This window comes from Luteibacter sp. CQ10 (assembly GCF_040900725.1).
GTDB lineage: Bacteria > Pseudomonadota > Gammaproteobacteria > Xanthomonadales > Rhodanobacteraceae > Luteibacter.
The window spans coordinates 450646-474381 of sequence record NZ_JAEUYM010000003.1 but is presented as its reverse complement, the minus strand read 5'-3'; the positions used below and the strand labels follow the sequence as shown (position 1 = coordinate 474381).

The 23736-nt window shown below is 66.2% G+C and carries 24 protein-coding genes; all 24 read right to left on the bottom strand.

The window, feature by feature from the left end; all coding sequences use genetic code 11:
- Positions 1 to 2: 2 nt before the first annotated feature.
- On the bottom strand, positions 3 to 1514 hold the full coding sequence (locus JNG39_RS15250) for an NADH-quinone oxidoreductase subunit M (protein WP_368312662.1): 1512 nt from the start codon (positions 1512 to 1514) through the stop codon (positions 3 to 5).
- A gap of 14 nt (positions 1515 to 1528) precedes the next feature.
- The gene (gene nuoL / locus JNG39_RS15245; RefSeq protein ID WP_368312659.1) at positions 1529 to 3565 is read right to left on the bottom strand and encodes an NADH-quinone oxidoreductase subunit L; all 2037 of its coding nucleotides are present in this window, start codon (positions 3563 to 3565) and stop codon (positions 1529 to 1531) included.
- A 4-nt stretch (positions 3566 to 3569) separates the two neighbouring features.
- A complete protein-coding gene (nuoK, locus tag JNG39_RS15240; RefSeq protein ID WP_247367625.1) occupies positions 3570 to 3875 on the bottom strand; it encodes an NADH-quinone oxidoreductase subunit NuoK in 306 nt (101 codons plus the stop codon).
- Positions 3872 to 4531 (bottom strand): NADH-quinone oxidoreductase subunit J, encoded by a 660-nt coding sequence (locus JNG39_RS15235; RefSeq protein WP_368312655.1) that lies wholly within the window; start codon positions 4529 to 4531, stop codon positions 3872 to 3874. The genes nuoK and JNG39_RS15235 overlap by 4 nt, the downstream gene beginning before the upstream one ends.
- A 19-nt stretch (positions 4532 to 4550) precedes the next feature.
- Entirely contained in the window at positions 4551 to 5042 is a 492-nt protein-coding gene (gene nuoI, locus JNG39_RS15230; RefSeq protein ID WP_247367630.1) for an NADH-quinone oxidoreductase subunit NuoI, read from the bottom strand.
- Between the two features lie 6 nt (positions 5043 to 5048).
- On the bottom strand, positions 5049 to 6071 hold the full coding sequence (nuoH, locus tag JNG39_RS15225) for an NADH-quinone oxidoreductase subunit NuoH (RefSeq protein WP_368312652.1): 1023 nt from the start codon (positions 6069 to 6071) through the stop codon (positions 5049 to 5051).
- 3 nt (positions 6072 to 6074) lie between these two features.
- Positions 6075 to 8390: an NADH-quinone oxidoreductase subunit NuoG gene (nuoG, locus tag JNG39_RS15220; RefSeq protein WP_368312649.1), complete on the bottom strand. Its 2316-nt coding sequence runs from the start codon at positions 8388 to 8390 to the stop codon at positions 6075 to 6077.
- Positions 8387 to 9730 (bottom strand): NADH-quinone oxidoreductase subunit NuoF, encoded by a 1344-nt coding sequence (gene nuoF, locus JNG39_RS15215; RefSeq protein WP_368312646.1) that lies wholly within the window; start codon positions 9728 to 9730, stop codon positions 8387 to 8389. The genes nuoG and nuoF overlap by 4 nt, the downstream gene beginning before the upstream one ends.
- Before the next feature lie 10 nt (positions 9731 to 9740).
- Positions 9741 to 10268, bottom strand: coding sequence for an NADH-quinone oxidoreductase subunit NuoE (nuoE, locus tag JNG39_RS15210; protein WP_368312643.1), 528 nt, complete (start codon positions 10266 to 10268; stop codon positions 9741 to 9743).
- A gap of 19 nt (positions 10269 to 10287) precedes the next feature.
- Positions 10288 to 11517 carry an NADH-quinone oxidoreductase subunit D gene (locus JNG39_RS15205; protein ID WP_368312840.1) on the bottom strand — a complete coding sequence of 410 codons (1230 nt, stop codon included), beginning with the start codon at positions 11515 to 11517 and terminating at the stop codon, positions 10288 to 10290.
- A 27-nt stretch (positions 11518 to 11544) separates the two neighbouring features.
- A complete protein-coding gene (locus JNG39_RS15200; protein WP_368312640.1) occupies positions 11545 to 12273 on the bottom strand; it encodes an NADH-quinone oxidoreductase subunit C in 729 nt (242 codons plus the stop codon).
- 10 nt (positions 12274 to 12283) lie between these two features.
- Positions 12284 to 12838, bottom strand: a complete 555-nt coding sequence (locus JNG39_RS15195; RefSeq protein WP_247367645.1) for an NADH-quinone oxidoreductase subunit B family protein — start codon at positions 12836 to 12838, stop codon at positions 12284 to 12286.
- Positions 12829 to 13185: an NADH-quinone oxidoreductase subunit A gene (locus JNG39_RS15190; protein ID WP_247367646.1), complete on the bottom strand. Its 357-nt coding sequence runs from the start codon at positions 13183 to 13185 to the stop codon at positions 12829 to 12831. The genes JNG39_RS15195 and JNG39_RS15190 overlap by 10 nt, the downstream gene beginning before the upstream one ends.
- A gap of 276 nt (positions 13186 to 13461) precedes the next feature.
- Positions 13462 to 13824: a PilZ domain-containing protein gene (locus JNG39_RS15185; protein WP_144910363.1), complete on the bottom strand. Its 363-nt coding sequence runs from the start codon at positions 13822 to 13824 to the stop codon at positions 13462 to 13464.
- A gap of 29 nt (positions 13825 to 13853) precedes the next feature.
- On the bottom strand, positions 13854 to 14771 hold the full coding sequence (locus JNG39_RS15180) for a PIG-L deacetylase family protein (protein ID WP_368312636.1): 918 nt from the start codon (positions 14769 to 14771) through the stop codon (positions 13854 to 13856).
- A gap of 72 nt (positions 14772 to 14843) precedes the next feature.
- Complete coding sequence (gene holB, locus JNG39_RS15175; protein WP_368312633.1) at positions 14844 to 15779, bottom strand: DNA polymerase III subunit delta'; 936 nt, start codon at positions 15777 to 15779, stop codon at positions 14844 to 14846.
- A gap of 31 nt (positions 15780 to 15810) precedes the next feature.
- Positions 15811 to 16839, bottom strand: coding sequence for an endolytic transglycosylase MltG (mltG, locus tag JNG39_RS15170; protein ID WP_368312630.1), 1029 nt, complete (start codon positions 16837 to 16839; stop codon positions 15811 to 15813).
- Positions 16839 to 17672: an aminodeoxychorismate lyase gene (gene pabC / locus JNG39_RS15165; protein ID WP_368312628.1), complete on the bottom strand. Its 834-nt coding sequence runs from the start codon at positions 17670 to 17672 to the stop codon at positions 16839 to 16841. The genes mltG and pabC overlap by 1 nt, the downstream gene beginning before the upstream one ends.
- Complete coding sequence (locus JNG39_RS15160) at positions 17669 to 19015, bottom strand: aminodeoxychorismate synthase component I (RefSeq protein ID WP_368312626.1); 1347 nt, start codon at positions 19013 to 19015, stop codon at positions 17669 to 17671. Before JNG39_RS15160 ends, pabC begins: the two co-directional genes overlap by 4 nt.
- Before the next feature lie 6 nt (positions 19016 to 19021).
- Entirely contained in the window at positions 19022 to 20320 is a 1299-nt protein-coding gene (gene fabF / locus JNG39_RS15155; protein WP_368312624.1) for a beta-ketoacyl-ACP synthase II, read from the bottom strand.
- A gap of 150 nt (positions 20321 to 20470) precedes the next feature.
- On the bottom strand, positions 20471 to 20710 hold the full coding sequence (acpP, locus tag JNG39_RS15150; protein ID WP_368312621.1) for an acyl carrier protein: 240 nt from the start codon (positions 20708 to 20710) through the stop codon (positions 20471 to 20473).
- 174 nt (positions 20711 to 20884) lie between these two features.
- Entirely contained in the window at positions 20885 to 21628 is a 744-nt protein-coding gene (gene fabG / locus JNG39_RS15145; protein WP_368312618.1) for a 3-oxoacyl-ACP reductase FabG, read from the bottom strand.
- Between the two features lie 35 nt (positions 21629 to 21663).
- Positions 21664 to 22605, bottom strand: a complete 942-nt coding sequence (fabD, locus tag JNG39_RS15140; protein WP_368312615.1) for an ACP S-malonyltransferase — start codon at positions 22603 to 22605, stop codon at positions 21664 to 21666.
- 118 nt (positions 22606 to 22723) lie between these two features.
- Positions 22724 to 23692, bottom strand: a complete 969-nt coding sequence (locus JNG39_RS15135) for a beta-ketoacyl-ACP synthase III (protein WP_368312839.1) — start codon at positions 23690 to 23692, stop codon at positions 22724 to 22726.
- Between the last annotated feature and the right edge of the window lie 44 nt (positions 23693 to 23736).

Here is a 23736-nt window from a genome sequence, read left to right as displayed (position 1 = left end):
GCTCAGACTTTGGTGATGGCCAGCTGTTCGACGATGCGGGACACCGACGCGTCCATCAGGTGAACCAGCGGTTCGGGCCAGATGCCGAAGATCAGCACGCCGGCGGCGAACGCGGAGAGCATGAAGATCTCGCGGCCGTTCACGTCGGTGAGTTCTTTCACGTGCGGGTTGGTGATGTCGCCCCAGAGCACGCGCTTGACCATCCACAGGGTGTAGGCGGCACCGATGATCAGGGTGAACGCGGCGAACAGCGCGATCCACGGATTGGCCGAGAACGAGGCCAGGATCACCATGAACTCGCCCACGAAGCCGCTGGTACCCGGCAGGCCGCTGTTGGCCATGGCGAACAGCACGTAGAACGGCGCGAACACCGGCATCACGTTGATGACACCGCCGTAATCCTTGATCTGGCGCGAATGCAGGCGGTCGTACAGCACGCCGATGCAGCTGAACATGGCGCCGGAGATGAAGCCGTGCGAGATCATCTGCACCATCGCGCCCTGCATGCCCAGGCGGGCCGCGTCGGGGTTCTGCGAATCGCGCACCAGCAGGAAGGCGATGAAGATGCCCAGGGTCACGAAACCCATGTGGGCGATCGACGAATACGCCACCAGCTTCTTCATGTCCTGCTGGACCAGCGCCACGTAGCCGATGTAGCACACGGCGATGAGCGACAGCACGATGATCAGCCAGGCGAACTCATGCGAGGCATCGGGCGTGATCGGCAGGCTGAAGCGCAGGAAACCGTACCCACCGATCTTCAGCATCACCGCCGCCAGCACCACCGAGCCGCCGGTGGGCGCTTCCACGTGCGCATCGGGCAACCAGGTATGCACCGGCACCATCGGCACCTTGATGGCGAAGCCGAGCAGGAAGGCGAAGAACAGCCAGCTCTGCTCCGTCAGCGTCAGGTGCACGTTGGCCATGTCCGACAGCGCGAAGCTGCCACCCGTCTTGTGCCACAGGTACAGCAGGCCGATCAGCATGAAGATCGAGCCGAAGAACGTGTAGATGAAGAACTTCAGCGTGGCGTAGACGCGGCGCGGACCGCCCCAGATACCGATGATGACGAACATCGGGATCAGCATCGCCTCGAAGAACACGTAGAACAGCATCGCGTCCGTCGCGCAGAACACGCCGATCATGAGGCCCTCGAGGACCAGCATGGCGGCCATGTACTGGTGGGGCTTGTTCTGCACCACTTCCCAGGCGCCCACGATCACCAGGATCTGGGTGAACGAGGTCAGGATGATCAGCGCGACCGAAATGCCGTCGACGGCGAGCGAGTAGTTGATGCCCAGGGACGGGATCCAGCTCATCGATTCGGTGAGCTGGAGCGTGCCGGTGGCGGCATCGTAGGCAGGCAGGAGGGCCAGGCTGGCGGCGAAGGTCGCCACCGCTACCAGGAGGGCGATCCAGCGGGCGGCGCCTGGGCGACCGGAGCCAGCCAACAGCACCGGGATGGCGCCGAGGACCGGGAGCCAGATCAGCAGGCTGAGCAAGTGATTCGACATAGAGCTCGTTTCCCTTATTGCCCGATCAGCCAGTACCCGCCCAGGAGCAGGATCAAGCCGAGGATCATGGCGAACGCATAGTGGTAGAGGAATCCGGACTGCAGGCGGCGCATGCCGCCCGCGATACGGCGGACCAGGCCGGCCGAGCCGTTGACGACGGCGCCGTCGATGATGGCGGTGTCACCCACCTTCGACAGGCCTTCGCCCAGCTTGACGCCACCCTTCGCGAACACCGCGAAGTAGAGTTCGTCGATCCAGTACTTGTGGTTGAGCAGTTCGTACACCGGTTTGAGCGCCGTCTTCGCCTTGTCGGCGACCGACGGATTGAACAGGTACACGTAGGTCGCCACCGCGAAACCGGCGAAGGCGATCCAGAACGGAGCCGCCGTGAAGCCGTGGACGCCCGCCGCCACCACGCCGTGGAACTCGCGCGCGAGTTCGCCCAGCACGTTGTTCTCTTCGTTGACGTGGATGGCCTTGCCGAACCAGCCGTCGTACAGCATCGGCTTGACGGTGAACCAGCCGATCACGATGGACGGGATCGCCAGCAGCACCAGCGGCACGGTCACCACCCACGGGGACTCGTGCGGTGCATGCTCGAGCACGCCCGGCGTGTGATGGCCGTGGTCGTCGTCGTGGTGGTCGTCATGGCCGTGACCATGCGCCTTGTGCTCCACCGTGAAACGCTCCTTGCCGTGGAAGGTCATGTAGAGCAGGCGGAAGCTGTAGAACGAGGTCACGAACACGCCGGCCAGCACGCAGAAGTACGCGTAGCTCGCGCCCCAGCGATGCGACTCGCCCACGGCCTCGATGATGGCGTCCTTCGAGTAGAAGCCCGAGAAGAACGGCGTGCCGGCCAGCGCCAGCGAGCCGATCCACATCGTGATCCAGGTGACCGGCATGTACTTGCGCAGGCCACCCATGTAGCGCATGTCCTGCTCATGGTGCATGCCCATGATGACGGAGCCCGCGCCGAGGAAGAGCAGCGCCTTGAAGAAGGCGTGGGTCATCAAGTGGAACACGGCGCCGCTGTAGGCCGACACACCGAGCGCGACGGTCATGTAGCCCAGCTGCGAGAGCGTGGAGTACGCGATCACGCGCTTGATGTCGTTCTGCACGATGCCGATCAGGCCCGTGAACAGCGCGGTGGTGGAGCCGATCACGAGGATGAACGACAGCGCGGCGTCGGTCAGCTCGAAGATGGGCGACATGCGGGCGACCATGAAGATACCCGCGGTCACCATGGTGGCCGCGTGGATCAGCGCCGAGATCGGCGTGGGGCCTTCCATCGAGTCGGGCAGCCACACGTGCAGCGGCACCTGGGCCGACTTGCCCATCGCACCGATGAACAGCAGGATGCCGATCACGGTGGCGGCGTCCCAGGCATGGTTCTGGGTGATCTGCAGCGTCTTGCCGACCAGCTCCGGCGCGTGGTCGAACGCGGTCTGGTAGTCGAGCGTGCCCAGGAAGTACAGGATCGCCGAGATGCCCAGCAGAAAACCGAAGTCGCCCACGCGGTTGACCAGGAAGGCCTTGAGGTTCGCGAAGATCGCCGTCGGACGCTTGTACCAGAAGCCGATCAGCAGGTACGACACCAGGCCCACCGCTTCCCAGCCGAAGAACAGCTGCATGAAGTTGTTGCTCATCACGAGCATCAACATCGAGAAGGTGAACAGGGAAATGTAGCTGAAGAAGCGCTGGTAGCCCGGGTCTTCCGCCATGTAGCCAATGGTGTACAGGTGCACCAGCAGCGAGACGAAGGTGACCACCACCATCATCATGGCGGTAAGACGGTCGACCATGAAGCCCACCGAGGCGTGGAAACGGCCGATCTCGAACCACGTGTAGACGTTCTGGTTGAAGTTGTCGGCGCCGCCCCAGACGAGCTGGTAGAGCACGTAGAACGACAGGCCGCAGGCGATCGCCACGCCCAGGAGGGTGGCGGTGTGCGCCCCCGCCCGGCCGATCAGCTTGCCGAAGAGGCCGGCCAGGATCGAACCCGCGAGCGGCGCGAGTGCGATCGTCAGCAGGATTGAAAGCGAGAGACTCATCGGATCAACCCTTCATGCTGTCGATTTCGGCGACGTTGATCGTGCTGCGATTGCGGAACAGCAGCACGAGGATCGCCAGGCCGATGGCGGATTCCGCCGCGGCCACGGTGAGGATGAAGAACACGAACACCTGGCCCGACACGTCGCCGAAGAAGCGCGAGAAGGCCACGAAGTTGGTGTTCACCGCGAGGAGCATCAGCTCGATCGCCATGAGCAGCACGATCACGTTCTTGCGGTTGATGAACACGCCGGCGACGGCGATGCAGAACAGGATCGCGCCGAGCACGATGTAATGGGAAAGCGTGATCACTTGGCGTTCTCCTGCGTCGGTTCCACGACCGGCACGGGCGCCGGGCTGACGGATGCCATCGTTTCGCTGGCGAGCTTCACCACGCGGACGCGCTCGGTGGCCTTGACGGACACCTGCTGCGAGGCCGACTGGTGGCGCACGCCCAGGCGCTGGCGCAGGGTCAGCGCCACGGCGGCGACGACGCCCACGGTGAGGATCAGTGCCGCGATCTCGAACGGCAGCAGGAACTCGGTGTACAGGGCATGGCCCAGCCAGGCCACGTTCGACTCGCCGGCCGGGTTGGGGCCGAGCGTGTGCGCGTGCATGGCCTTCACGCCGATCATCGCCAGCATTTCCACCAGCATGACCACCGCGACCACGATGCCGACCGGCAGGTAGCGCATGAAGCCCTCGCGGACGGCCTCCTGCTTGATGTCGAGCATCATCACCACGAACAGGAACAGCACCATCACCGCGCCGACGTAGACCACGACGAGGGCAATGGCGAGGAACTCCGCCTCGGCCAGCAGCCAGACGCAGGCCATGCTGAAGAAGGCCAGCACCAGCGACAGCACGGCATGCACCGAGTTGCGCACGGAGATGACCATCAGCCCGGCGATGACCGCCACGCCGCCGAAGAGGTAGAAACAGATGAGTTGAAGCAGATCGGTATTCATCGCATAGGTCTCCGGGCGCTCAGCGGTAAGCCGCGTCCTGCGCGCGGGCGGATGCGATGTCCTGCTCGAAGCGGTCACCGATGGCCAGCAACTGGGCCTTGGTCACCACGTTCTCGCCACGATGTTCCATGTGGTACTCGTGCACGTGCGTCTCCACGATGGAGTCGACCGGGCAGCTCTCTTCGCAGAAGCCGCAGAAGATGCACTTGAACAGGTCGATGTCGTAACGCGTGGTACGGCGCTGGCCGTCTTCCGCGCGCGGGGCCGAGTCGATGGTGATCGCCAGCGCCGGGCACACCGCCTCGCACAGCTTGCAGGCGATGCAGCGTTCTTCGCCGTTGGCGTAGCGGCGCAGCGCGTGCAGGCCGCGGAAGCGGTTCGACTTGGGGATGTGCTCCATCGGGTAGCGCATCGTGTACTTGGGGCTGAACATGTAGCGCATGGTCAAGCCCATGCCCTTGAACAGCTCGATGAGCAGCAGGCTCTTGAAGTAATGGGTAACGCGGGACATGGCTCTTTAGGCTCCCGTTCCGATGTGGACCCAGCCGAAATATTTCATGCAGCCGGCAACGAGGACCCAGACGATGGTGATGGGGATGAAGACCTTCCAGCCAAGACGCATGATCTGGTCGTAGCGGTAACGCGGGAAGCTTGCGCGGAACCACAGGAAGAGGAAGGCGAAGACGAAGGCCTTGATGAACAGCCAGTGGAAGCCGCCGTGGCCGATGAGGCCCCACGATTCCGGGAACGGCGACAGCCAGCCGCCCATGAACAGGATCGAGGTGAGAAAGCTCACGAGGATCATGTTGGCGTATTCGGCCAGGAAGAACAGCGCGAACGGCGAGCCGGAGTACTCCACGTGGAAACCGGCGACGATTTCCGACTCGCCTTCGGCCACGTCGAACGGCGCGCGGTTGGTTTCGGCCACGCCCGAGACGAAGTAGATGACGAACACCGGCAGCAACGGCAGCCAGTACCAGCTCAGGAAGCTGCCCCGCTGCGCATCGACGATCGCCGTCAGGTTCAGGCTGCCCGTGAGCACCAGCACGCAGACGATGGACATGCCCATCGCCAGTTCGTACGAGATCACCTGCGCCGCGGCGCGCATGGCACCGAGCATCGCGTAGCGCGAGTTCGACGACCAGCCGGCGAGGATGATGCCGTACACGCCCATCGAGGTCATGGCCAGCAGGTAGAGCACGCCGGCGTTGACGTTGGCGAGCACCACGCCCGGGGAGAACGGCACCACGGCCCAGGCGCACAGCGCCGGCACGAGGGCCAGCAACGGCGCCAGGTAGTAGAGCGCCTTGTTCGCGTTGGTCGGCAGTACCACTTCTTTCAGCAGCAGCTTGACGACGTCGGCGAAGGCCTGCAGCAGGCCGGCGGGGCCGACCTTGTTGGGCCCCATGCGCACGTGCATCCAGCCCAGCACCTTGCGCTCCCACCAGACGTACATCGCCACGCCGATGACCAGCGGCAGCACGATCGCCAGGATGAAGAGCACCGGCAGCAAGAGGTGGTCGAAGAGTTGATCGGCCATGGTTTACGCCTTGCTCAGGGTGATGGCCGCGCCGTACGGGGGCAGCATCGCGGTTTCGGGAAGCGCGGCCTCGATCCACGCGGCGCCCGCGGGCACCGAGGCATCGATCGCCACCGGCAACACGGCATCGCCCACGCGGGCGTTGCCGCCCTCGGCGAGACCGAGCTTTCCGGCATCGTCCGCGTGGATGCGGATGGCGGCGGGACGGTTCAGCGGATGCGAATTGAGCGCACCGGCACGACGAAGCACCGCATCGACGCGGTAGATCGGCATGGTGGCCAGGCGCGAGAAGGACACGCCCGAGCTGCGCGTGGCGAGCTGCGAGCGCATCTCGGTGGCGCGCTCGGTCATGCCGTCGCGCAGGCCGGCCAGGTCGTCGAATTCGAAACCGGCCACGCCGAGCATGCCGCCGAGCGCGCGCAATACCTTCCAGCCCGGACGCGCATCGCCCGGTGCCTTGGCACCGGCGGCCACGACCTGCGCCGTGCCTTCGACGTTGACCAGCGTGCCGTCGATCTCCGGCGTGAGCGCGATCGGCAGGATCACGTCGGCCGAATCCTTCAACGCGTCGCTGGCATAGGCGGCGAAAGCGACCACGGTCTGCGCCGAGTGCATCGCCTGCTGCGCGAGCGCGCCGTCGGCGAAGTCGTGCGGCGGTTCGACGTTGTACAGCACGTAGCCCTTGCGCGGCTGCGCCAGCATGGCGCGGGCGTCGAGGCCGCCGGCGGTCGGCAGCACGCCGACCGAGGCCAGGCCGATGGCGTTCGCGCCGACCGGCAGTTCGTTGAAGGCCGCACCGGTGGCCTGCGCGATGAAGCGCGCGATGGCGCGCAGCCACGAGGCTTCCGGATGGGTGACAGCGGCGTGGCCGAGGATCACCACGGCGCCGTCGGCCGAAAGCGCCTTCACCGCGTCGCGATGGGCATCGGTCGCCTGCGCGCCGTCGACAGCGGCGGCGATCGATGCCGGCACGGTCGCGCCGGTCTCGGCGGCGGCCTTGGCCAGCAGCAGCAGCTCGTCGACGAACGCGTGCGGCGCGGCCACGGCTTCACCGGCCAGCGCGTAGTTGAAGTTGAAGTGGGCCGGATTGACCGCGTACACCTTCGCGCCCTTCTTCACCGCCTGACGGATGCGGTGATTGAGCAGCGGCACTTCGTGACGCAGGTCGGAGCCGACCAGCAGCGCCGACTTCACGGTATCGAACGAGGCGATCGTCGAGGCGAAGGGCTTGGCGAACGCATTGTCGGCAAAGTCGAGCTGGCGCAGGCGATGATCGACATGGGCGCTGCCGAGGCCGCGTGCGAGACGGACGATCAGTTCGCCCTCCTCGTTCGACGTGGCGCCGTGCACCAGCACGCCGAGATCGGCGCCGGCGACGCTCTTCAGGGCTTCCTTGGCGACCGAGAGCGCGTCGTCCCAGGTCGTGGCCGACCACTGGCCGTTACGCTTGACCATCGGCGACTTGACGCGATCGGCCGCGTACAGGCCCTGGTGGCTGTAGCGGTCACGATCGGAGAGCCAGCACTCGTTGATCGTTTCGTTGTCGCGCGGCACGTTGCGCAGCACTTCGCCGCGACGGGTGTGCATCCACAGGTTGGAACCGAGCGCGTCGTGATAAGCGACGGATGGGCGCGCGATCAGCTCCCAGGCGCGGGCCTGGAACTGGAACGGCTTGTTGGTGAGCGCGCCGACCGGGCAGACGTCGATGATGTTGCCCGACAGCTCGCTCTCGATCGTCTTGCCGATGTACGTGCCGATCTCGAGGGTTTCGCCGCGGCTCATGCCACCCAGCTCGTACGTGCCGGCGATCTCGCTGGTGAAGCGGACGCAGCGCGTGCACTGGATGCAGCGGGTCATCTCGGTGGCGATCAGGGGACCGATGTTCTCGTCGGCCACCGAACGCTTGCGTTCGTTGTAGCGGGACACCGAACGGCCGTAGCCGAGCGAGACGTCCTGCAGTTCGCACTCGCCGCCCTGGTCGCAGATCGGGCAGTCGAGCGGATGGTTGATGAGCAGGAACTCCATCACGTTGCGCTGCGACTTGAGCGCCTTGTCCGAACGCGTGAAGACCTTCATGCCCTCGCCCACCGGCGTGGCGCAGGCCGGCGCGGGCTTGGGCATCTTCTCGATTTCCACCAGGCACATGCGGCAATTGGCGGCGATCGGGAGCTTGCGGTGGTAGCAGAAGCGCGGGATGGGAATACCGACGGCATCGGCCGCCTGGATGATCATCGACCCCTTGGCTACCTGCACCGGAACGCCATCGATCTCGACGTTGACGAGGTCCGGCGCGGCGTTGGCTACGGGCTGCGCACTCATGCAGCGACTCCAGTGGTGACCGTGTCAGCCGGACCGTCGACGATCGACCGGCCATGCTCCACGTAGTATTCGAATTCGTGCCAGAAGTGGTACAGGAAGCCCTGCACCGGCCAGGCGGCGGCTTCGCCGAAGGCGCAGATGGTGTGGCCCTCGATCTGGCCGGCGACGGCCTTCAGGCGATGCAGGTCGTCCGTGGTGCCCTTGCCTTCGACGATGCGCGAGAGCACGCGGTACATCCAGCCGGTGCCTTCACGGCACGGCGTGCACTGGCCGCACGACTCCGCCTTGTAGAAGCGCGAGATGCGATGGCAGGCGCGCACCATGCAGGTTTTCTCGTCCATCACGATGACGGCACCCGAACCCAGACCCGAACCCGCCTTCTGCAGCGAGTCGTAGTCCATGGTGCATTCCATCATCTTGTCGGCCGGCAGCACCTTCATCGACGAGCCGCCCGGGATCACGGCCTTGAGCTTGTGGCCGTTGCGCACGCCACCCGCCATCTCCAGCAGTTCGGAGAACGGCGTGCCGAGCTTGATCTCGAAGTTGCCCGGGTTGTTCACGTGGCCGGAGACCGAGAAGATCTTCGGGCCGCCGTTGTTCGGCTTGCCGATGTTGAGGAACCACTCCGCGCCGTTGCGCAGGATGGCCGGCACCGAGGCGTAGGTTTCGGTGTTGTTGATCGTGGTCGGACGGCCGTACAGGCCGAACCCGGCCGGGAACGGCGGCTTGAAGCGCGGCTGGCCCTTCTTGCCTTCGAGCGATTCCATCAGCGCGGTTTCTTCGCCGCAGATGTACGCGCCCGCGCCCAGCGCGTTGTAGATGTCCACGTCTATGCCGGAACCGTCGATGTCCTTGCCGAGCAGGCCGGCCGCGTAGGCTTCCTTCAGGGCTTCTTCGATGTGCTCGAACGGCTCGTGGTGGAACTCGCCACGCAGGTAGTTGTAGGCGACCGTCGACCCCGTGCAGTAGCACGCGATGGCCAGGCCTTCGAGCACCGCGTGCGGGTTGAAGCGCAGGATGTCGCGGTCCTTGCAGGTGCCCGGCTCGGATTCGTCGGAGTTGCAGAGGATGTACTTCTGGCCCGGCGCGGTGCGCGGCATGAAGCTCCACTTCAGGCCCGTGGGGAAGCCGGCGCCGCCGCGGCCGCGCAGCGAACTCTTCTTGATCTCTTCGATCAGGGCCGCCGGATCGGGCTTCTCGGCGAGGATCTTGCGCCAGGCCTTCCAGCCGTCGACCTTCTCGTAGCTTTCCAGCGACCAGGGCTTTTCAAAATGCAGGGTCGTGTAGACGACCTGGTGTTCCTTGGGAGCGGGTCCGACCGGACCGGTGGTGCTAGCCATTGCCCTTACCTCACTTCAGACCGTCGAGGATCGCGTCGACCTTTTCGGTCGTCAGCTTCTCGTGGTAATGACCGTTGACGACCATCATCGGACCGCCCGCGCACGCGGCCAGGCATTCCTCTTCCTGCTTGAGGTAGATGCGGCCGTCGGCGGTGCTTTCGCCGGTCTTGATGCCCAGTTTCTTCTCGCAGTGGCGCACGAGGCCTTCGGCGCCGTTCAGCCAGCACGAGATGTTGGTGCAGATGGCAACGTTGTTGCGGCCCACGGGCGAGGTCTCGAACATCGAGTAGAAGCTCGCGACTTCGTAGGCCCAGATCGGCGGCAGGTCGAGGTACTTGGCGACGGCGGTGATCAGCTCGTCGGTGAGGTAACCCTGGTTCTGCTCCTGGGCACCCATCAGGCCCTGGATCAGCGCCGAACGCTTGCGATCCGGCGGGAACTTGCCCACCCAGTGATCGATGTGGGCGCGGGTGTGATCGTTGAGCACGACGAGAGGATCGACGTCCTTCACCTGCTCGAAATGACCGGTGGCTTTCATGATTCTTTACTCCGTCGACTTAGCGGTCGACTTCGCCGAAGACGAGATCGTAGGTGCCGATCATCGCGACGACGTCGGCGAGCATGTGGCCCCGCACGAACGCGTCCATCGAAGACAGGTGGGCGAAGCCCGGCGCGCGCAGGTGCACGCGGAACGGCTTGTTGGCACCGTCGGACACCAGGTAGCAGCCGAATTCACCCTTGGGCGCTTCCACGGCGGCGTAGGTTTCGCCGGCGGGTACACCGTAGCCCTCGGTGAAGAGCTTGAAGTGGTGGATCAGCGCTTCCATGTCGTTTTTCATTTCGACACGGCTGGGCGGAGCGACCTTGTAGTTCTGCACCATCACCGGGCCCGGGTTGGCCTTCAGCCATTCCACGCACTGGCGGATGATGCGATTGGACTGGCGCATTTCCTCGACGCGCACGAGGTAGCGGTCGTAGCAGTCGCCGTTGACGCCGACGGGAATGTCGAAATCCATCGCGTCGTAGGCGGCGTACGGCTGCTTCTTGCGCAGATCCCAGGCGATGCCCGAGCCGCGCAGCATCGCGCCGGTCATGCCCCAGGCCTGCGCCTTGTCCGGATCGACCACGCCGATGCCGACCGTGCGCTGCTTCCAGATGCGGTTGTTGGTGAGCAGCGCTTCGTATTCGTCGACGCGTGCCGGGAAGTCGTTGGTGAACTCGGTGAGGTAGTCGAGCATCGAGCCCTCGCGCCAGGCGTTCAGGCGCTTGAGGTCGTTACCCTTGTGCCACGGCGACTCGCGGTACTTCGACATCTGCTCGGGCAGATCGCGGTATACACCGCCGGGACGGTAGTACGTGGCGTGCATGCGCGCGCCCGACACCGCCTCGTAGACGTCCATCAACTCTTCGCGCTCGCGGAACGCGTAGAGGAACACGGCCATGGCGCCGAGATCGAGCGCGTTCGAGCCCACCCACATGAGGTGGTTGAGGATGCGGGTGATCTCGTCGAACATCGTGCGGATGTACTGCGCACGGATCGGGGCCTCGATACCCAGGAGGTTTTCGATGGCGCGCACGTAGGCATGCTCGTTGCACATCATCGACACGTAGTCGAGGCGATCCATGTAACCGATGGACTGGTTGAACGGCTTGGATTCGGCCAGCTTCTCGGTGCCACGGTGCAGCAGGCCGATATGCGGATCGGCGCGGACGATGGTTTCACCGTCCATTTCCAGCACCAGGCGCAGCACGCCGTGCGCGGCCGGATGCTGCGGACCGAAGTTCATCGTGTAATTGCGGATTTCTTCCACGGCTTAATTCTCCCGCCAGCGGTCGGCGGCTTCCGCCCTGGCCTGATCGAGGTCGGCATCGTTGCGGATCGTGCGCGGCACCAGCACGCGCGGCTCGATCGAGACCGGTTCGTACACCACGCGCTTCTGCTCGGCGTCGTAGCGGACTTCGACGTTGCCGATGAGGGGGAAGTCCTTGCGGAATGGATGCCCCACGAAGCCGTAGTCGGTAAGGATGCGACGAAGGTCTGGATGACCGTCGAAGATGATGCCGAAGAGATCGAACGCCTCGCGTTCGAACCAGTCGGCGCCCGGCCAGATCGACACCACGGAGGGCACCACCGGGAACGCGTCGTCGTCGCAGAACACGCGCACGCGGATGCGCTGGTTCAGCTCGATCGACAGCAGGTGGTAGACGGCGGCGAAGCGGCGGCCCAGCGCGACGTCGCGCGGGCGTTCTTCCCAGGTGAAGCGGCCGACGGCCTGGGCTTCGACGCCGCGCGAGAAGCTTTCGCCCTGCGCGGTGTCGGTGTCCCACTCGGTCTTGCCGTAGCTGAGGTAGTCGACGCCGCAGGCGTCGATGAAGACGGTGAAACGGAAGCCCGCTTCGTCGCGCAGCGCCGTCGCCACGGCCGTGAGGTCGCGCGCGGCGACTTCGGCGGTGACTTCGTTGCGCTCGACCTTCACGGTCAGCATGTCGCCGAAACGCGCGGCGAGGCGTTCGACCAGCGAGGTCTCGTTGTTAACGCTCATGAGGCAGCCCTTAGCGCGCGATCGTGTGGGTACGGCGGATCTTCTTCTGCAACTGCAGGATGCCGTGGATCAGCGCTTCGGCCGTCGGCGGGCAACCCGGCACGTAGATGTCGACCGGCACGATGCGATCGCAGCCGCGAACGACCGAATAGGAATAGTGGTAGTAGCCGCCGCCGTTGGCGCACGAGCCCATCGAGATGACCCACTTCGGCTCGGGCATCTGGTCGTAGACCTTGCGCAGCGCGGGGGCCATCTTGTTGACCAGCGTACCGGCCACGATCATCACGTCGGACTGGCGCGGGCTGGGGCGGAACACGACGCCGAAGCGGTCGAGGTCGAGGCGCGCCGCGCCGGCGTGCATCATTTCCACCGCGCAACACGCCAGGCCGAAGGTCATCGGCCACATGGAGCCGGTGCGCGCCCAGTTCATCAGGGCGTCGACGCTGGTGACGCCGAAGCCGCGCTGCGGCACCGGGGCGTCGCCATTCGGACGGATGATGTCGTCGACGAGGTTGAGCGGCGCCGGGTTGTGCATCACCCGGTCGATGGTGGTCATCACTCCCATTCGAGTGCTCCCTTCTTCCAGACGTAAGCGAAACCGACCACGAGCAGCGCCAGGAACAGCGCCATCTCGATCAGCGCGATCGCGCCGATCTTGTCGAACACCACTGCCCACGGAAACAGGAAGGCGATTTCGAGGTCGAAGATGATGAAGAGGATGGCGATCAGGTAGTAGCGCACGTCGAACTTCATGCGCGCGTCCTCGAATGCCTCGAAGCCGCACTCGTAGGGCGAGAGCTTTTCGGCGTCGGGACGGCGCGGACCGGCGAGCATCCCGAGCACCATGAGCACGATGCCTAGGCCGACGGCCACGGCGATGAACAACAGGACGGGCCAATATTGGGCGAGCACGATGCTGCGTACCTCCGCGCCTCACTGGGCGCATCAGTGACCGTCGGCGGGGACGAGCGGTCCGGCTAGAACGCCGGAGCTTTTATCGAATCGATCCAAATGGACCCATCCGAGTCGGCGCGCCAGGCACGCCAACGACTCCGGATATCCACAATCTCACGTTGGGGAACCGAACTATTGTACCAGCGCGTGCAGGTAAGACGACAAGTATTAATAGAAGGAAAACTGCATCCGAATGGTGCAAAGTCTTGCGCCACCCCTCCCGCCGCGGTCACGTCACATGGTCTGGGTAGGACGCTCGGACGTGAGGGTGCCGGCCAGCAGGCCCTCGATGCGCTGGCGGGCCGCCTCGCTCTCGGGCGACTCGTTGAACTGGATGCCGACCCCGGCCGTGCGATTGCCCTGGGCCCCCACGGGGGTGATCCAGACCACCTTACCGGCCACCGACAGGCGCTCACCCTCGTCGAGCAGGGTCACCAGGAGGGCCACCTCGTCGCCCAGGCTGTAGCGCTGGGCCGTGGGCGCGAACAGGCCGCCGTTCTTGAGGAAAGGCATGTACGAGATGTAGAGGGAATTCACGTCCTTGATCTTCAGGGACAGGATGCCCTGCTGGCGCGGCGCGGGGGCGTTGGCATTCATGGAGGCGGTCCCTTCGGTGACGAGGCATCCTAACGAGCCGGACCGTGACAGGTCCAGCCGTAGCGGTCGTGGATCCAGGGGGTGGAGAGGTCGGCCGTGAGCTTGACGAAGGCCGGTCCCGGCGCACCGCGCAAGGCCAGCCGCCAGTGCCCGTCCCGGAAGTCGAGCGGTGCCCGGCGCCAGGGCCAGACCACGCTGCCCTGCCCGTCGGACAGCAGTACGCGCAGGCGCGCCCTGGCGAGCGGACCGGGATGCCATGGCAAGCGGAGCGCGTCCAGGGCGTCGGCGGACGGCGCGGGCACGAACACCTCCGGGCGGCGCGCGTAGGCGAGCATGCGCTCGCGACTCAGGGCGAGTTGCGTGCGATGCTCCTGCATCGCGGCCGTCTTGGCGGCCTGCTGCCCGGCGTCCGTATCGATGGGCTCGCCGTTCGCCGACGTGGCGCCGTGCACGGCATAGGTCAGCACGGGGGCGACGGTTTTCGTTTCCCACAGTGCCAGGCGTACCAGCACGTGGGCCGCCCCATGGTCGGGATGGGTGTCCCTCAGCGAAGGGGCCAGCACCAGGGTGGGCCGCACCGCCTGGATCACCCCGCCCACCTCGGCCACGGCGGCGCCGTGATGGCAACGGAGCGCATCGGTGACCTGCATATCGTGCCAGCCCAACGGATGCAGTCGGTCCTCCCCGACGCCCAGGCGGCCGAGCGCCGCGATCGCCTCGCCCCGTCGGCGCGCGCCCCAGCGGGCCCGCCCCGCCTTGCCGATGAAGAGGCGCCGCTCGATCCAGCGCTGCGGCCAGGGATTGTCGTCGCCGTCGGTGAGCAGCAGCACGTCCACCTGCCCCCCAGCCCGGAGTACGCGCTGGATCAGTAGGCCGCCGCCGAGGGTTTCGTCATCGGGATGGGGCGCGACGACCAGCAAGCGGGTCTGTCCGTCGATAGCGGGCATGGAAAACACGATGGCGGTAAGTCCTAGGCTCGAAGGCGTCTCGATTAGCGCCGATCGGCCGGAAAAGTCGCGTCAACGCCAGGCGGCGACGAGTTCGAGCAAGACCAGATCGGCGCGCAAGGGGCCGCGCAGCGCATCGCGGGCACGATTGGCCTTCGCATACCAGGCATCCAGTGACTCGTCGTCGAGCCGGCTTTCCAGCGGAGCGGCCGTGCCGGCGGCGCGGGCACGCAGTTCATCGGTCACGGCCTGCGCGGCGAACCAAAGGTAACGCTGCGGATCGGCGGCCTGCCAGCGCTTGATCACCTCCATGGCATCGCCGCGTCCGGCGGCCAGGGCCTTGAGGTCGTTGCGCACCTCGCCGCGCTGCTTCAGCGCGCCGTCGGCGGCCCAGGTACGCGCCATGCCCGGATTGCCGCCGGCCGCATCGAGCGCGGCCACCGGGTCGGGCACGCCCGCGGCACGCAACCAGGCCAGGGATTCGTCGCGGGCGGGCACGAGGAAATCGATGCGCTGGCAACGGCTGCGGATGGTGGCGGGCAGCCTCGCCGGTTCGTCGGCCACGAGGATCAGCAGCGTGGCGGGCGTGGGCTCCTCGAGGGTTTTCAGCAGGGCGTTCGCCGCGGCGGCGTTCATCGCATCGGCCGGATCGATGCTGACGACCTGCCAGCCGCCGAATTGACTGGCCATGGCCAGGCGCTGCGACAATTCGCGGATCTGGTCCACCACGATCTCGCTACGGGTCACGCCGTCCTTGCGCAACCCGAACGACAGGGCGACCCGATCGGGATGCGTTCCGGCGTCGACCAGCTGGCAACCGCGGCAGGTGCCGCACGCCACGCCGTCGACCGGACGCTGGCATAGCAACCCTTTGACGAACGCCGCCAGGAAATCGCGCTTGCCCAGGCCCGCGGGCCCGGCCAGCAGCAAGGCGTGGGGCAACGCGTCACGCTCCCGGCGCGCCTGCAGGCGCGCCCAGGCGTCGGCATGCCAGGGCCGCAGACTCATGCGAATGCACCTCGGATAGGCTGACGCTGGATCACTTGCATCGTTTCAACTGGTAGCAGGCCACGGCCCGGTTGTGTTCGTCGAGGGTATCGGAAAACACGTGGCTGCCGTCGCCCCGCGCCACGAAGTAGAGCGCCTTGCCACCATCCGGATGCAGGGCCGCGAGTATGGCCGCGCGCCCCGGCAGCGCGATGGGCGTGGGCGGAAGGCCGACCCGCGTGTACGTGTTGTAGGGCGTGTCGGTGGTGAGGTCGCTCTTGTGGATGTTGCCGGTATAGGCGGCACCCATGCCGTAGATGACGCTGGGGTCGGTCTGCAACAGCATGTGCTGCTCCAACCGGCGTACGAACACGCCCGCGATGCGCGGGCGCTCGTCCGCCCTGCCCGTCTCCTTCTCCACGATGGAGGCGAGGATCAGCGCCTCGTAGGGCGAGGCCAACGGAAGATCCTGCGCCCGCGCCGGCCATGCGGTATCGAGCAGCTTCGTCATCGCGGCGTGGGCACGCTTCACGATGGCCGATTCCGGATCGCCCTTGACGTAAGCATAGGTCTCGGGGAGGAACCGCCCCTCGGGCTCCTCGCCTTCCGCGCCGAGGCGCTTCATCAGGTCGGCGTCGTCCACGTCGGCCAGGTCGTGCGTCAGCGTGGGTACGGTCGCCAGCACGCGGCGGAATTCGGCGTACGGCCAGCCTTCGACGATGGTGAAGTAATGCTGCACCACTTTACCCGAGGCCATGTCGCCGATGAGGTCGCGCGGCGTCATGCCGGGCCGCAACGCGTATTCGCCCGCGTGCAACCGGCCGGACGCATGCATCTCGGTCGCCAGCACGCGCCAGTACAGCGGCGAGGCGGCACTGACGCCACGACGGCGCAGGTCGCGAACGATGTCCTTGAACGAGGCGCCGCGCGCCACGTCGATACTCTGGCCCGCCGCGGGGATCGCCAACGGCGTGCGGGCGAAACGGGCCCAGTCGAACCAGGCCCATGCCCCCGCCGCGATCGCCGCGACCACCACCGCCAGCAGGATGACTCGCCACAGGGCGAGGCCACGCACCTTCATCACTTGGAAAATCCTTCAATCGTTGGCAGCGGCAAGCCGAGCGTACGCCAGTGCGCCTGCAGGGCGCGGGTCGCCGGACCGGGAGTCCATGCCCGCCCGGCACATGCCCGAACGGGGAGGATGCCGCGAACCGCCGACGTGAGGAAGACCTCGTCGGCCATCATCAGCCGTTCGGGTGCGATCGCCTCGACGGCGACCTCCCGCCAGGCCAGCACTTCGGCCCGCGCCACACCCGCCACACCGCAGGCGTCCACGGGCGGCGTCACCCACCGGTCGCCGAACACCGCGAACAGGTTCGCCGCGGTGGCGCAAACGACGTGACCCGCCATGTCGCGCACGAGTCCTTCACCGCACGCCGCATCCGACCACTCCGCGCGCGCCATCACCTGCTCCAGGCGATTGAGGTGCTTCATCCCCGCCAGCAAGGGCTGCGTCGCCAGCCGCGTCTCGCACAGCCGAACCGCGATGCCCTCGTCATAGGCCGACGCGTCCAGCACGAGCGGTGCCGCGCTCAACACCAGCGTGGGTTGCGGCCGTGAAGGCAACGCGTAGCCCCGCTCGCCTTCTCCGCGGCTCCACGTGAGACGCAACACGGCGTCGTCGAGACCCTCGCAAAGCCGCGACACTTCCAGACGAAGCGCATCGACGTCCGGCACCGGCAGGTGCAGGCGCTCGCAACCAGCGCGCAGCCGTGCCATGTGACGGTCCCACAAGGGCGCGCGGCCCGCGACGACGCGTAGCGTCTCGAACAGGCCGTCGCCGTAGGTGAAGCCGCGATCGGCGGCGGACACCGTGGCGCCGTCGACGAAGTTCACGGAAAAGCGCGCGCTCATGCCGCACCGAACACGCGAAGCAGCCCGCGAGCCTTCGCACGGGTTTCGTCCAGCTCTTTCTCGGGCACCGAATCGGTGACGATGCCCGCGCCCGCACGCAGCGACACCGTGCCGCCCTCGGCGGTGAGCGTGCGGATCAGGATGTTGAAATCCATGTCGCCGTCGTGGTCGAGGTACCCGAACGCGCCGGTATACGCGCCGCGGGGCTCCCGCTCGATGTCGCCGATGATCTGCATGCAACGGACCTTCGGACACCCGGTGATGGTGCCGCCGGGAAAGGTGGCGGCGATGACCTGGCCAGGCGTCACGCCTTCGCGTGCACGGCCTCGCACGTTCGACACGATGTGATGCACGTGCGCGTAGCTCTCCACCACCATGAGTTCGTCCACCTTCACGCTGCCCGGCACGCAGACGCGGCCCAGGTCGTTGCGCTCCAGGTCGATGAGCATCACGTGTTCCGCGCGCTCCTTCGGATGCGCGGTCAGTTCGCGGATGCGCGCCGCATCGTCGTCGCCCGCGAGGCGCGGACGCGTTCCCGCGATGGGACGCGTCTGCAATACGCCGTCGCGCGACTCGACCAGGCGCTCGGGCGACGAACTCACGATGGCCCAGCCCGGTCGCTGCAACATGCCCGCGAACGGCGCGGGGTTCGCCTGGCGCAAGGCCTGCATCAATGCGGCGGGCAGGGGCGCATCGGCGAAACGGGCTGCCCAGCGCCGGGAAAGATTGACCTGGAACACGTCGCCCGCACGCAGGTGCTCATGGATGCGCGCCACGCCATCGAGAAAACGCTGCGGCTCGTCCTCGTCGATGGCGACGGGCGCGGCCAGCGGATGGTCGCCCAGCGCGATGTCGACGTCGGCTTCCAGCCGGTCGAGCCAGTGCTCGCTACCCTCTTCCGCGATGAGCACGGTGCGCTCTTCGACGTGATCGACGATGGCCGCCGCGGGCACGCGCAAGGCGTAGGCCACGGGTACCGGACCACGGGCGGCGGGCAGGCGCAGCGAGGGCTCGATCTGCGCCGCCAGCTCGTAGGCGAGGTACACGAACCAGCCGCCATGGAACGGCAGGCCGTCGTCGACGCGTGCGCGATGACCTCGCACCCAAGCGCGATCCAACGCGTCGAGGAAAGTCCCCTCGACGGGCCGATTCTTTTCGTCGAGCAATCGTCCGTCGGCGTGCAGGGTGAGCGACGCATCAGCCGCGGCGAACAGGATGTCGAAGCGCGATTGCGGCGTGCCGCTGACGGCGCTCGCCAGCAGGGCCGGATAGCGCTCGGGAAACGACGCGGCCGGCGCGAGGAGATCGCGCCGGCCGGCCAGGGTTCGCGTGACGAAAGCCAACGTGCGTCAGACGCGACGGAAGACGAGCGTTCCGTTGGTACCGCCGAAGCCGAACGAATTGGACATGACGACGTTCAGGTCGGCCTTCCTGGCTTTGTTCGGCACGAGGTCCATGCCGAGCGCGGCGACTTCCGGATCGACGTTTTCGAGGTTCATGGTCGGCGGGATGATGCCGTCACGCAGCGCCAGCACCGAGAAGATCGCCTCCACGCCACCGGCTGCGCCGAGCAGGTGACCGGTGACCGACTTGGTGGAGCTCACCGCGAACTGGCCGTTCTTCGTGGCGTACTCGCCGAACACGTTGCGGATGGCCTTGGCCTCGCCCAGGTCACCCACCGGCGTGGAGGTGCCATGCGCGTTGACGTACTGCACCTCTTCGGGCTTCAAGCCCGCATCGTGCAGCGCGTTGCGCATGGCCAGCTCGGCGCCGTCGCCGCTGGGCGCGGTGATGTGATAGGCGTCGCCACTCATGCCGAAGCCGACCAGTTCGGCCAGGATGGTCGCGCCGCGCGCCTTGGCGAACTCGTATTCCTCGAGCATGAGCATGCCCGCGCCGTTGGACAACAGGAAGCCGTCGCGACCGGTATCCCACGGACGGCTGGCGTGCGTGGGATCGTCGTTGCGCGTGGACATCGCCTTGGCCGAGCAGAAGCCCGCCATCGCGGTCGGGGTGGTAGCGAACTCGGCGCCGCCGGCGAGCATCGCGTCGGCGTCGCCGTACTGGATGAGGCGCATGGCCATGCCGATGTTGTGCGCGGCCGTCGTGCAGGCCGACACCAGGGCGATGTTCGGCCCTTTCATGCCGAGGTAGATCGACAAGTTGCCGGCCACCATGTTGATGATCGAGCTGGGGACGAAGAAGGGCGACACCTTGCGAGGGCCCTTTTCGTTCAGTTCGAGCGCCGTGGCCTCGATGGTGTGCAGGCCGCCGATGCCAGCTCCCGCGGCGACACCGATGCGACCGGCATTATCGTCGGTGACCTTCAGGCCCGACTGACGAAACGCATGCACGCCCGCGACGATGCCGTAGTGGATGAACGGATCCATCCGCTTGAAGTCCTTGGCGATGGAACGCTTTTCGTCGTCCGGCGCGTCGGTGCCGGCGAAATAGGCCTCCACGGCGTCGAAGTCGCGGACTTCGCCAGCGATGTGCGTGGCGTACTTGCTCCAGTCCGTGCCCTCGATCGGGCTGATTTCGGCAATGCCGCTCACACCCTCGACGACATTCTTCCAGGCGGTGGCGAGATCGTTGCCGACTGGCGACAGGATGCCCATGCCGGTCACTACCACACGTCGCTTACTCATGCGTTCTCATCCTCAACGGTTTCCTCCGCCACCATACGCGAGCGCAGGTTACGGTTTGCAGAAACGAAAACTGCGCCATGACGGCGCAGCTTCCGTGTCGCTCGGAGATCGACGGGAGGCGACGCCTCCGATCGACGGCCTTACGTACGATTATTCCTTGACGTGAGCCTTGACGTAATCGACGGCCTGCTGAACCGTCGTGATCTTCTCGGCTTCTTCGTCCGGGATCTCGCACTCGAATTCTTCTTCGAGGGCCATCACGAGCTCGACGGTATCGAGCGAGTCGGCACCGAGATCGTCCACGAACGAAGCGTTCGCGGTGACTTCATCTTCCTTGACGCCCAACTGCTCAACGACGATCTTCTTGACGCGCTCTTCGATGGTGCTCATGTTGCCTTAACCTCCCGAGGGGAAAATCCGGCGGCATTGTAGTGGCTTGGGCCTCGCCCCGCCAACACGCCGCCGTGACGTGGATGACGCCCGGGCTTCCGTCCGGACGCGAAATGACGATTGTCTCTCAAAATCGGGCCGGTGGCGACTCCCCCGACCCGGATGCGACCGTGCTCAGGGCATGTACATGCCGCCGTTCACGTGCAGCGTCTCGCCCGTGATGTACTTGGCGGCCGGCGAGGCCAGGAAGGCCACGGCCTCGGCGATGTCGTCGCTCTCGCCCAGGTGGCCCAGGGCGATGCCCGCGAGTAGCGCCTGGCGCTGCTCTTCCGGCAGGGCGCGGGTCATGTCGGTGTCGATGAAGCCCGGCGCCACCACGTTGACCGTGATGCCGCGCGAGCCGATCTCACGGGCCAGCGATTTGGAGAACGCGATGATGCCGGCCTTGGCGGCGGCGTAATTGGCCTGACCGGGGTTTCCGGTCACGCCCACCACCGACGCGATGCTGATGATGCGGCCCTTGCGCGCCTTCATCATGCCGCGCATCACGGCCTTGGACGCGCGAAACACCGACGTGAGGTTGGTGTCCATGATCGCGCTCCAGTCCTCTTCCTTCATGCGCATGAGGAGCTGGTCGCGCGTGATGCCCGCATTGTTGACGAGAATGGAAACCGCGCCGGCTTCCTTGCCGATCGCCTCGATCAGGGCGTCGATGGACGCGCCGTCGGTGACGTCGAGCACTCGCCCATGGCCACCATGGGCGGCGAGGCGGTCGCCGATGGCCTTCGCGCCGGATTCGCTGGTGGCGGTGCCGTATACGGTGGCGCCGAGCGCGGCGAGTCGATCGGCGATGGCGGCACCGATGCCACGGCTGGCGCCGGTGACCAGGGCGACTTCACCCTTGAGGGTATGGGTCATGGTGTGGGTTCCTTGCGGAAGGGGGACGTAGGGATTCAGGCCACGACGGCCGCGTCGAGCTCGTCGGGCGTGTCGATCGCCTTCGCCTCGACCGATTTGTCGATGCGCTTGATCAGCCCCGCCAGCACCTTGCCCGGGCCGCATTCCAGGACCTGGGTGACGCCGCCGGCGGCCAGCGCCTGCACGCATTCGGTCCAGCGCACCGGCAGATAGAGCTGACGCTGCAGCGCGCCGCGGATGTCGTCGAGGATGGCGTGCACCTTCGCGTCGGCATTCTGCACGACGGGAATCGACGGCAGGCTCCACCGGACGGAAGCCATCCGTTCGCCGAGACGGTCGGCGGCGTCGCGCATCAGCATGCAATGCGAGGGAACCGAAACGGCGAGTTTCACGGCCTTCTTCACGCCCAGCTCGGCAAGGCGCGCGAGCGCACGATCCACCGCCTCCGCGTGGCCCGCGATGACGAGCTGGCCTGGCGAGTTGTAGTTGGCGGGCGCCACGACCTGGCCCTGCGCCACGTCCTCGCACACCTGCGCGATCTGGGCGTCGTCGCCACCGAGGATGGCAGCCATGGCACCGACACCGGCCGGCACCGCAGCCTGCATCAGGCGGCCGCGCTCGGCGACCAGCCCGGCGGCGTCTTTCAGCGAAAGCGCACCGGCGGCCACCAGGGCACTGTATTCGCCCAGGCTATGACCGGAGAGATAGGCCGGCTGCTTACCGCCCTGCTTGAGGTAGACACGCCATACCGCCACGCTGGCCGCCAACAGGGCCGGCTGGGTGTTCTCGGTGCTGTTGAGCTTTTCCTCAGGACCATTCTGGCTCATGTCCCACAGGTCGACGCCCGCGCCTTCGGAGGCTTCGTCGAAGGTGGCCTTCACCTCGGGATGGGCGGCCGCGAGGTCGGCGAGCATGCCGACGGACTGCGAGCCCTGGCCCGGGAAAACGATGGCGAGCGAGGCACTGGCTTGGGTCATTGCTTATCGATTCCGGCGACGTCAAAACGCGAATGGTGCCAGCAACCCAGGGGCGAATGCACCATTCGCGGGGGTATTGGCCAGTTCTATCGCGCCCTCGATCGCGACGCGTGGAGTTTCAGTAACGGATCAGGGCCGATGCCCAGGTAAACCCGCCGCCGAACGCTTCCAGGAGCAGGTTCTGCCCACGTTTCACCTTCCCCGAGCGCACGGCGTGATCCAGCGCCAACGGCACCGAACCCGAGGAGGTGTTGGCGTGCTTGTCCACCGTGACGATCACGCGGTCCATCGACATGTTCAGGCGCTTGGCGGTGGCCTCGATGATGCGCAGGTTGGCCTGATGGGGTATCAGCCAGTCCACCTGGTCTTCGGTCATGCCGGCGTCCGCGAGGGTCTCGCCGACCAGCGAATCGAGCGTCTTCACGGCCACCTTGAATACCTCACGGCCCGCCATGGTGATTTTCACGCCGTGATTGGGCGCATCGCTGAAGCCCACGGACACGCCGACCGGACTGAACAGCAAGTGCTTGTAGCCACCGTCGGCGTGCTGGCGGGTCGCGAGGATGCCTGGCTCGTCGGAAGCCTCCAGCACCACCGCCCCCGCGCCGTCGCCGAACAGCACGCAGCTTTCGCGCTCGGTCCAGTCGACCATGCGGGTCAGCGTTTCGGCACCGATCACCAACACCTTCTTCTTCTGGCCGCTGCGGATGAAGGCGTTGGCCACACCCAGCGCGTAGACGAAGCCGGAACAGGCCGCGTTGACGTCGAACGCGGCGCAGCCGTTGGCACCCAGCCGATGCTGGATCAGGCAGGCGGTGGAGGGAAAGACGAGATCGGGCGTGGTGGTGCCGACCACGATCATGTCGAGGTCTTCGGCCCTTACGCCGGCGGCTTCCAGGGCGCGTGTCGCCGCGAGGAAACCGAGGTCGCCCGTGGTTTCGCCATCGGCCGCGATATGGCGTTGCGTGATGCCCGTGCGGGTGCGGATCCACTCGTCGCTCGTGTCGACGATTTTCTCGAGGTCGGCATTGGTCAGCACCTTATCGGGAAGTGCGCTGCCGGTGCCGATGATGCGGGCGTATTTCAGAACGGTATTCCCGTGCTCAGGATAAAACCGGTATCCGTAAACGC

Excerpts from the sequence above, each read along its gene's own strand:
- JNG39_RS15250 (WP_368312662.1), bottom strand. The coding sequence starts at position 1,514 with ATGTCGAATCACTTGCTCAGCCTGCTGATCTGGCTCCCGGTCCTCGGC.
- nuoL (WP_368312659.1), bottom strand. The coding sequence starts at position 3,565 with ATGAGTCTCTCGCTTTCAATCCTGCTGACGATCGCACTCGCGCCGCTC.
- JNG39_RS15235 (WP_368312655.1), bottom strand. The coding sequence starts at position 4,531 with ATGAATACCGATCTGCTTCAACTCATCTGTTTCTACCTCTTCGGCGGC.
- nuoI (WP_247367630.1), bottom strand. The coding sequence starts at position 5,042 with ATGTCCCGCGTTACCCATTACTTCAAGAGCCTGCTGCTCATCGAGCTG.
- nuoH (WP_368312652.1), bottom strand. The coding sequence starts at position 6,071 with ATGGCCGATCAACTCTTCGACCACCTCTTGCTGCCGGTGCTCTTCATC.
- nuoG (WP_368312649.1), bottom strand. The coding sequence starts at position 8,390 with ATGAGTGCGCAGCCCGTAGCCAACGCCGCGCCGGACCTCGTCAACGTC.
- nuoF (WP_368312646.1), bottom strand. The coding sequence starts at position 9,730 with ATGGCTAGCACCACCGGTCCGGTCGGACCCGCTCCCAAGGAACACCAG.
- nuoE (WP_368312643.1), bottom strand. The coding sequence starts at position 10,268 with ATGAAAGCCACCGGTCATTTCGAGCAGGTGAAGGACGTCGATCCTCTC.
- JNG39_RS15205 (WP_368312840.1), bottom strand. The coding sequence starts at position 11,517 with ATGAACTTCGGTCCGCAGCATCCGGCCGCGCACGGCGTGCTGCGCCTG.
- JNG39_RS15200 (WP_368312640.1), bottom strand. The coding sequence starts at position 12,273 with ATGAGCGTTAACAACGAGACCTCGCTGGTCGAACGCCTCGCCGCGCGT.
- JNG39_RS15195 (WP_247367645.1), bottom strand. The coding sequence starts at position 12,838 with ATGGGAGTGATGACCACCATCGACCGGGTGATGCACAACCCGGCGCCG.
- JNG39_RS15185 (WP_144910363.1), bottom strand. The coding sequence starts at position 13,824 with ATGAATGCCAACGCCCCCGCGCCGCGCCAGCAGGGCATCCTGTCCCTG.
- JNG39_RS15180 (WP_368312636.1), bottom strand. The coding sequence starts at position 14,771 with ATGCCCGCTATCGACGGACAGACCCGCTTGCTGGTCGTCGCGCCCCAT.
- holB (WP_368312633.1), bottom strand. The coding sequence starts at position 15,779 with ATGAGTCTGCGGCCCTGGCATGCCGACGCCTGGGCGCGCCTGCAGGCG.
- mltG (WP_368312630.1), bottom strand. The coding sequence starts at position 16,839 with ATGAAGGTGCGTGGCCTCGCCCTGTGGCGAGTCATCCTGCTGGCGGTG.
- pabC (WP_368312628.1), bottom strand. The coding sequence starts at position 17,672 with ATGAGCGCGCGCTTTTCCGTGAACTTCGTCGACGGCGCCACGGTGTCC.
- fabF (WP_368312624.1), bottom strand. The coding sequence starts at position 20,320 with ATGAGTAAGCGACGTGTGGTAGTGACCGGCATGGGCATCCTGTCGCCA.
- acpP (WP_368312621.1), bottom strand. The coding sequence starts at position 20,710 with ATGAGCACCATCGAAGAGCGCGTCAAGAAGATCGTCGTTGAGCAGTTG.
- fabG (WP_368312618.1), bottom strand. The coding sequence starts at position 21,628 with ATGACCCATACCCTCAAGGGTGAAGTCGCCCTGGTCACCGGCGCCAGC.
- fabD (WP_368312615.1), bottom strand. The coding sequence starts at position 22,605 with ATGACCCAAGCCAGTGCCTCGCTCGCCATCGTTTTCCCGGGCCAGGGC.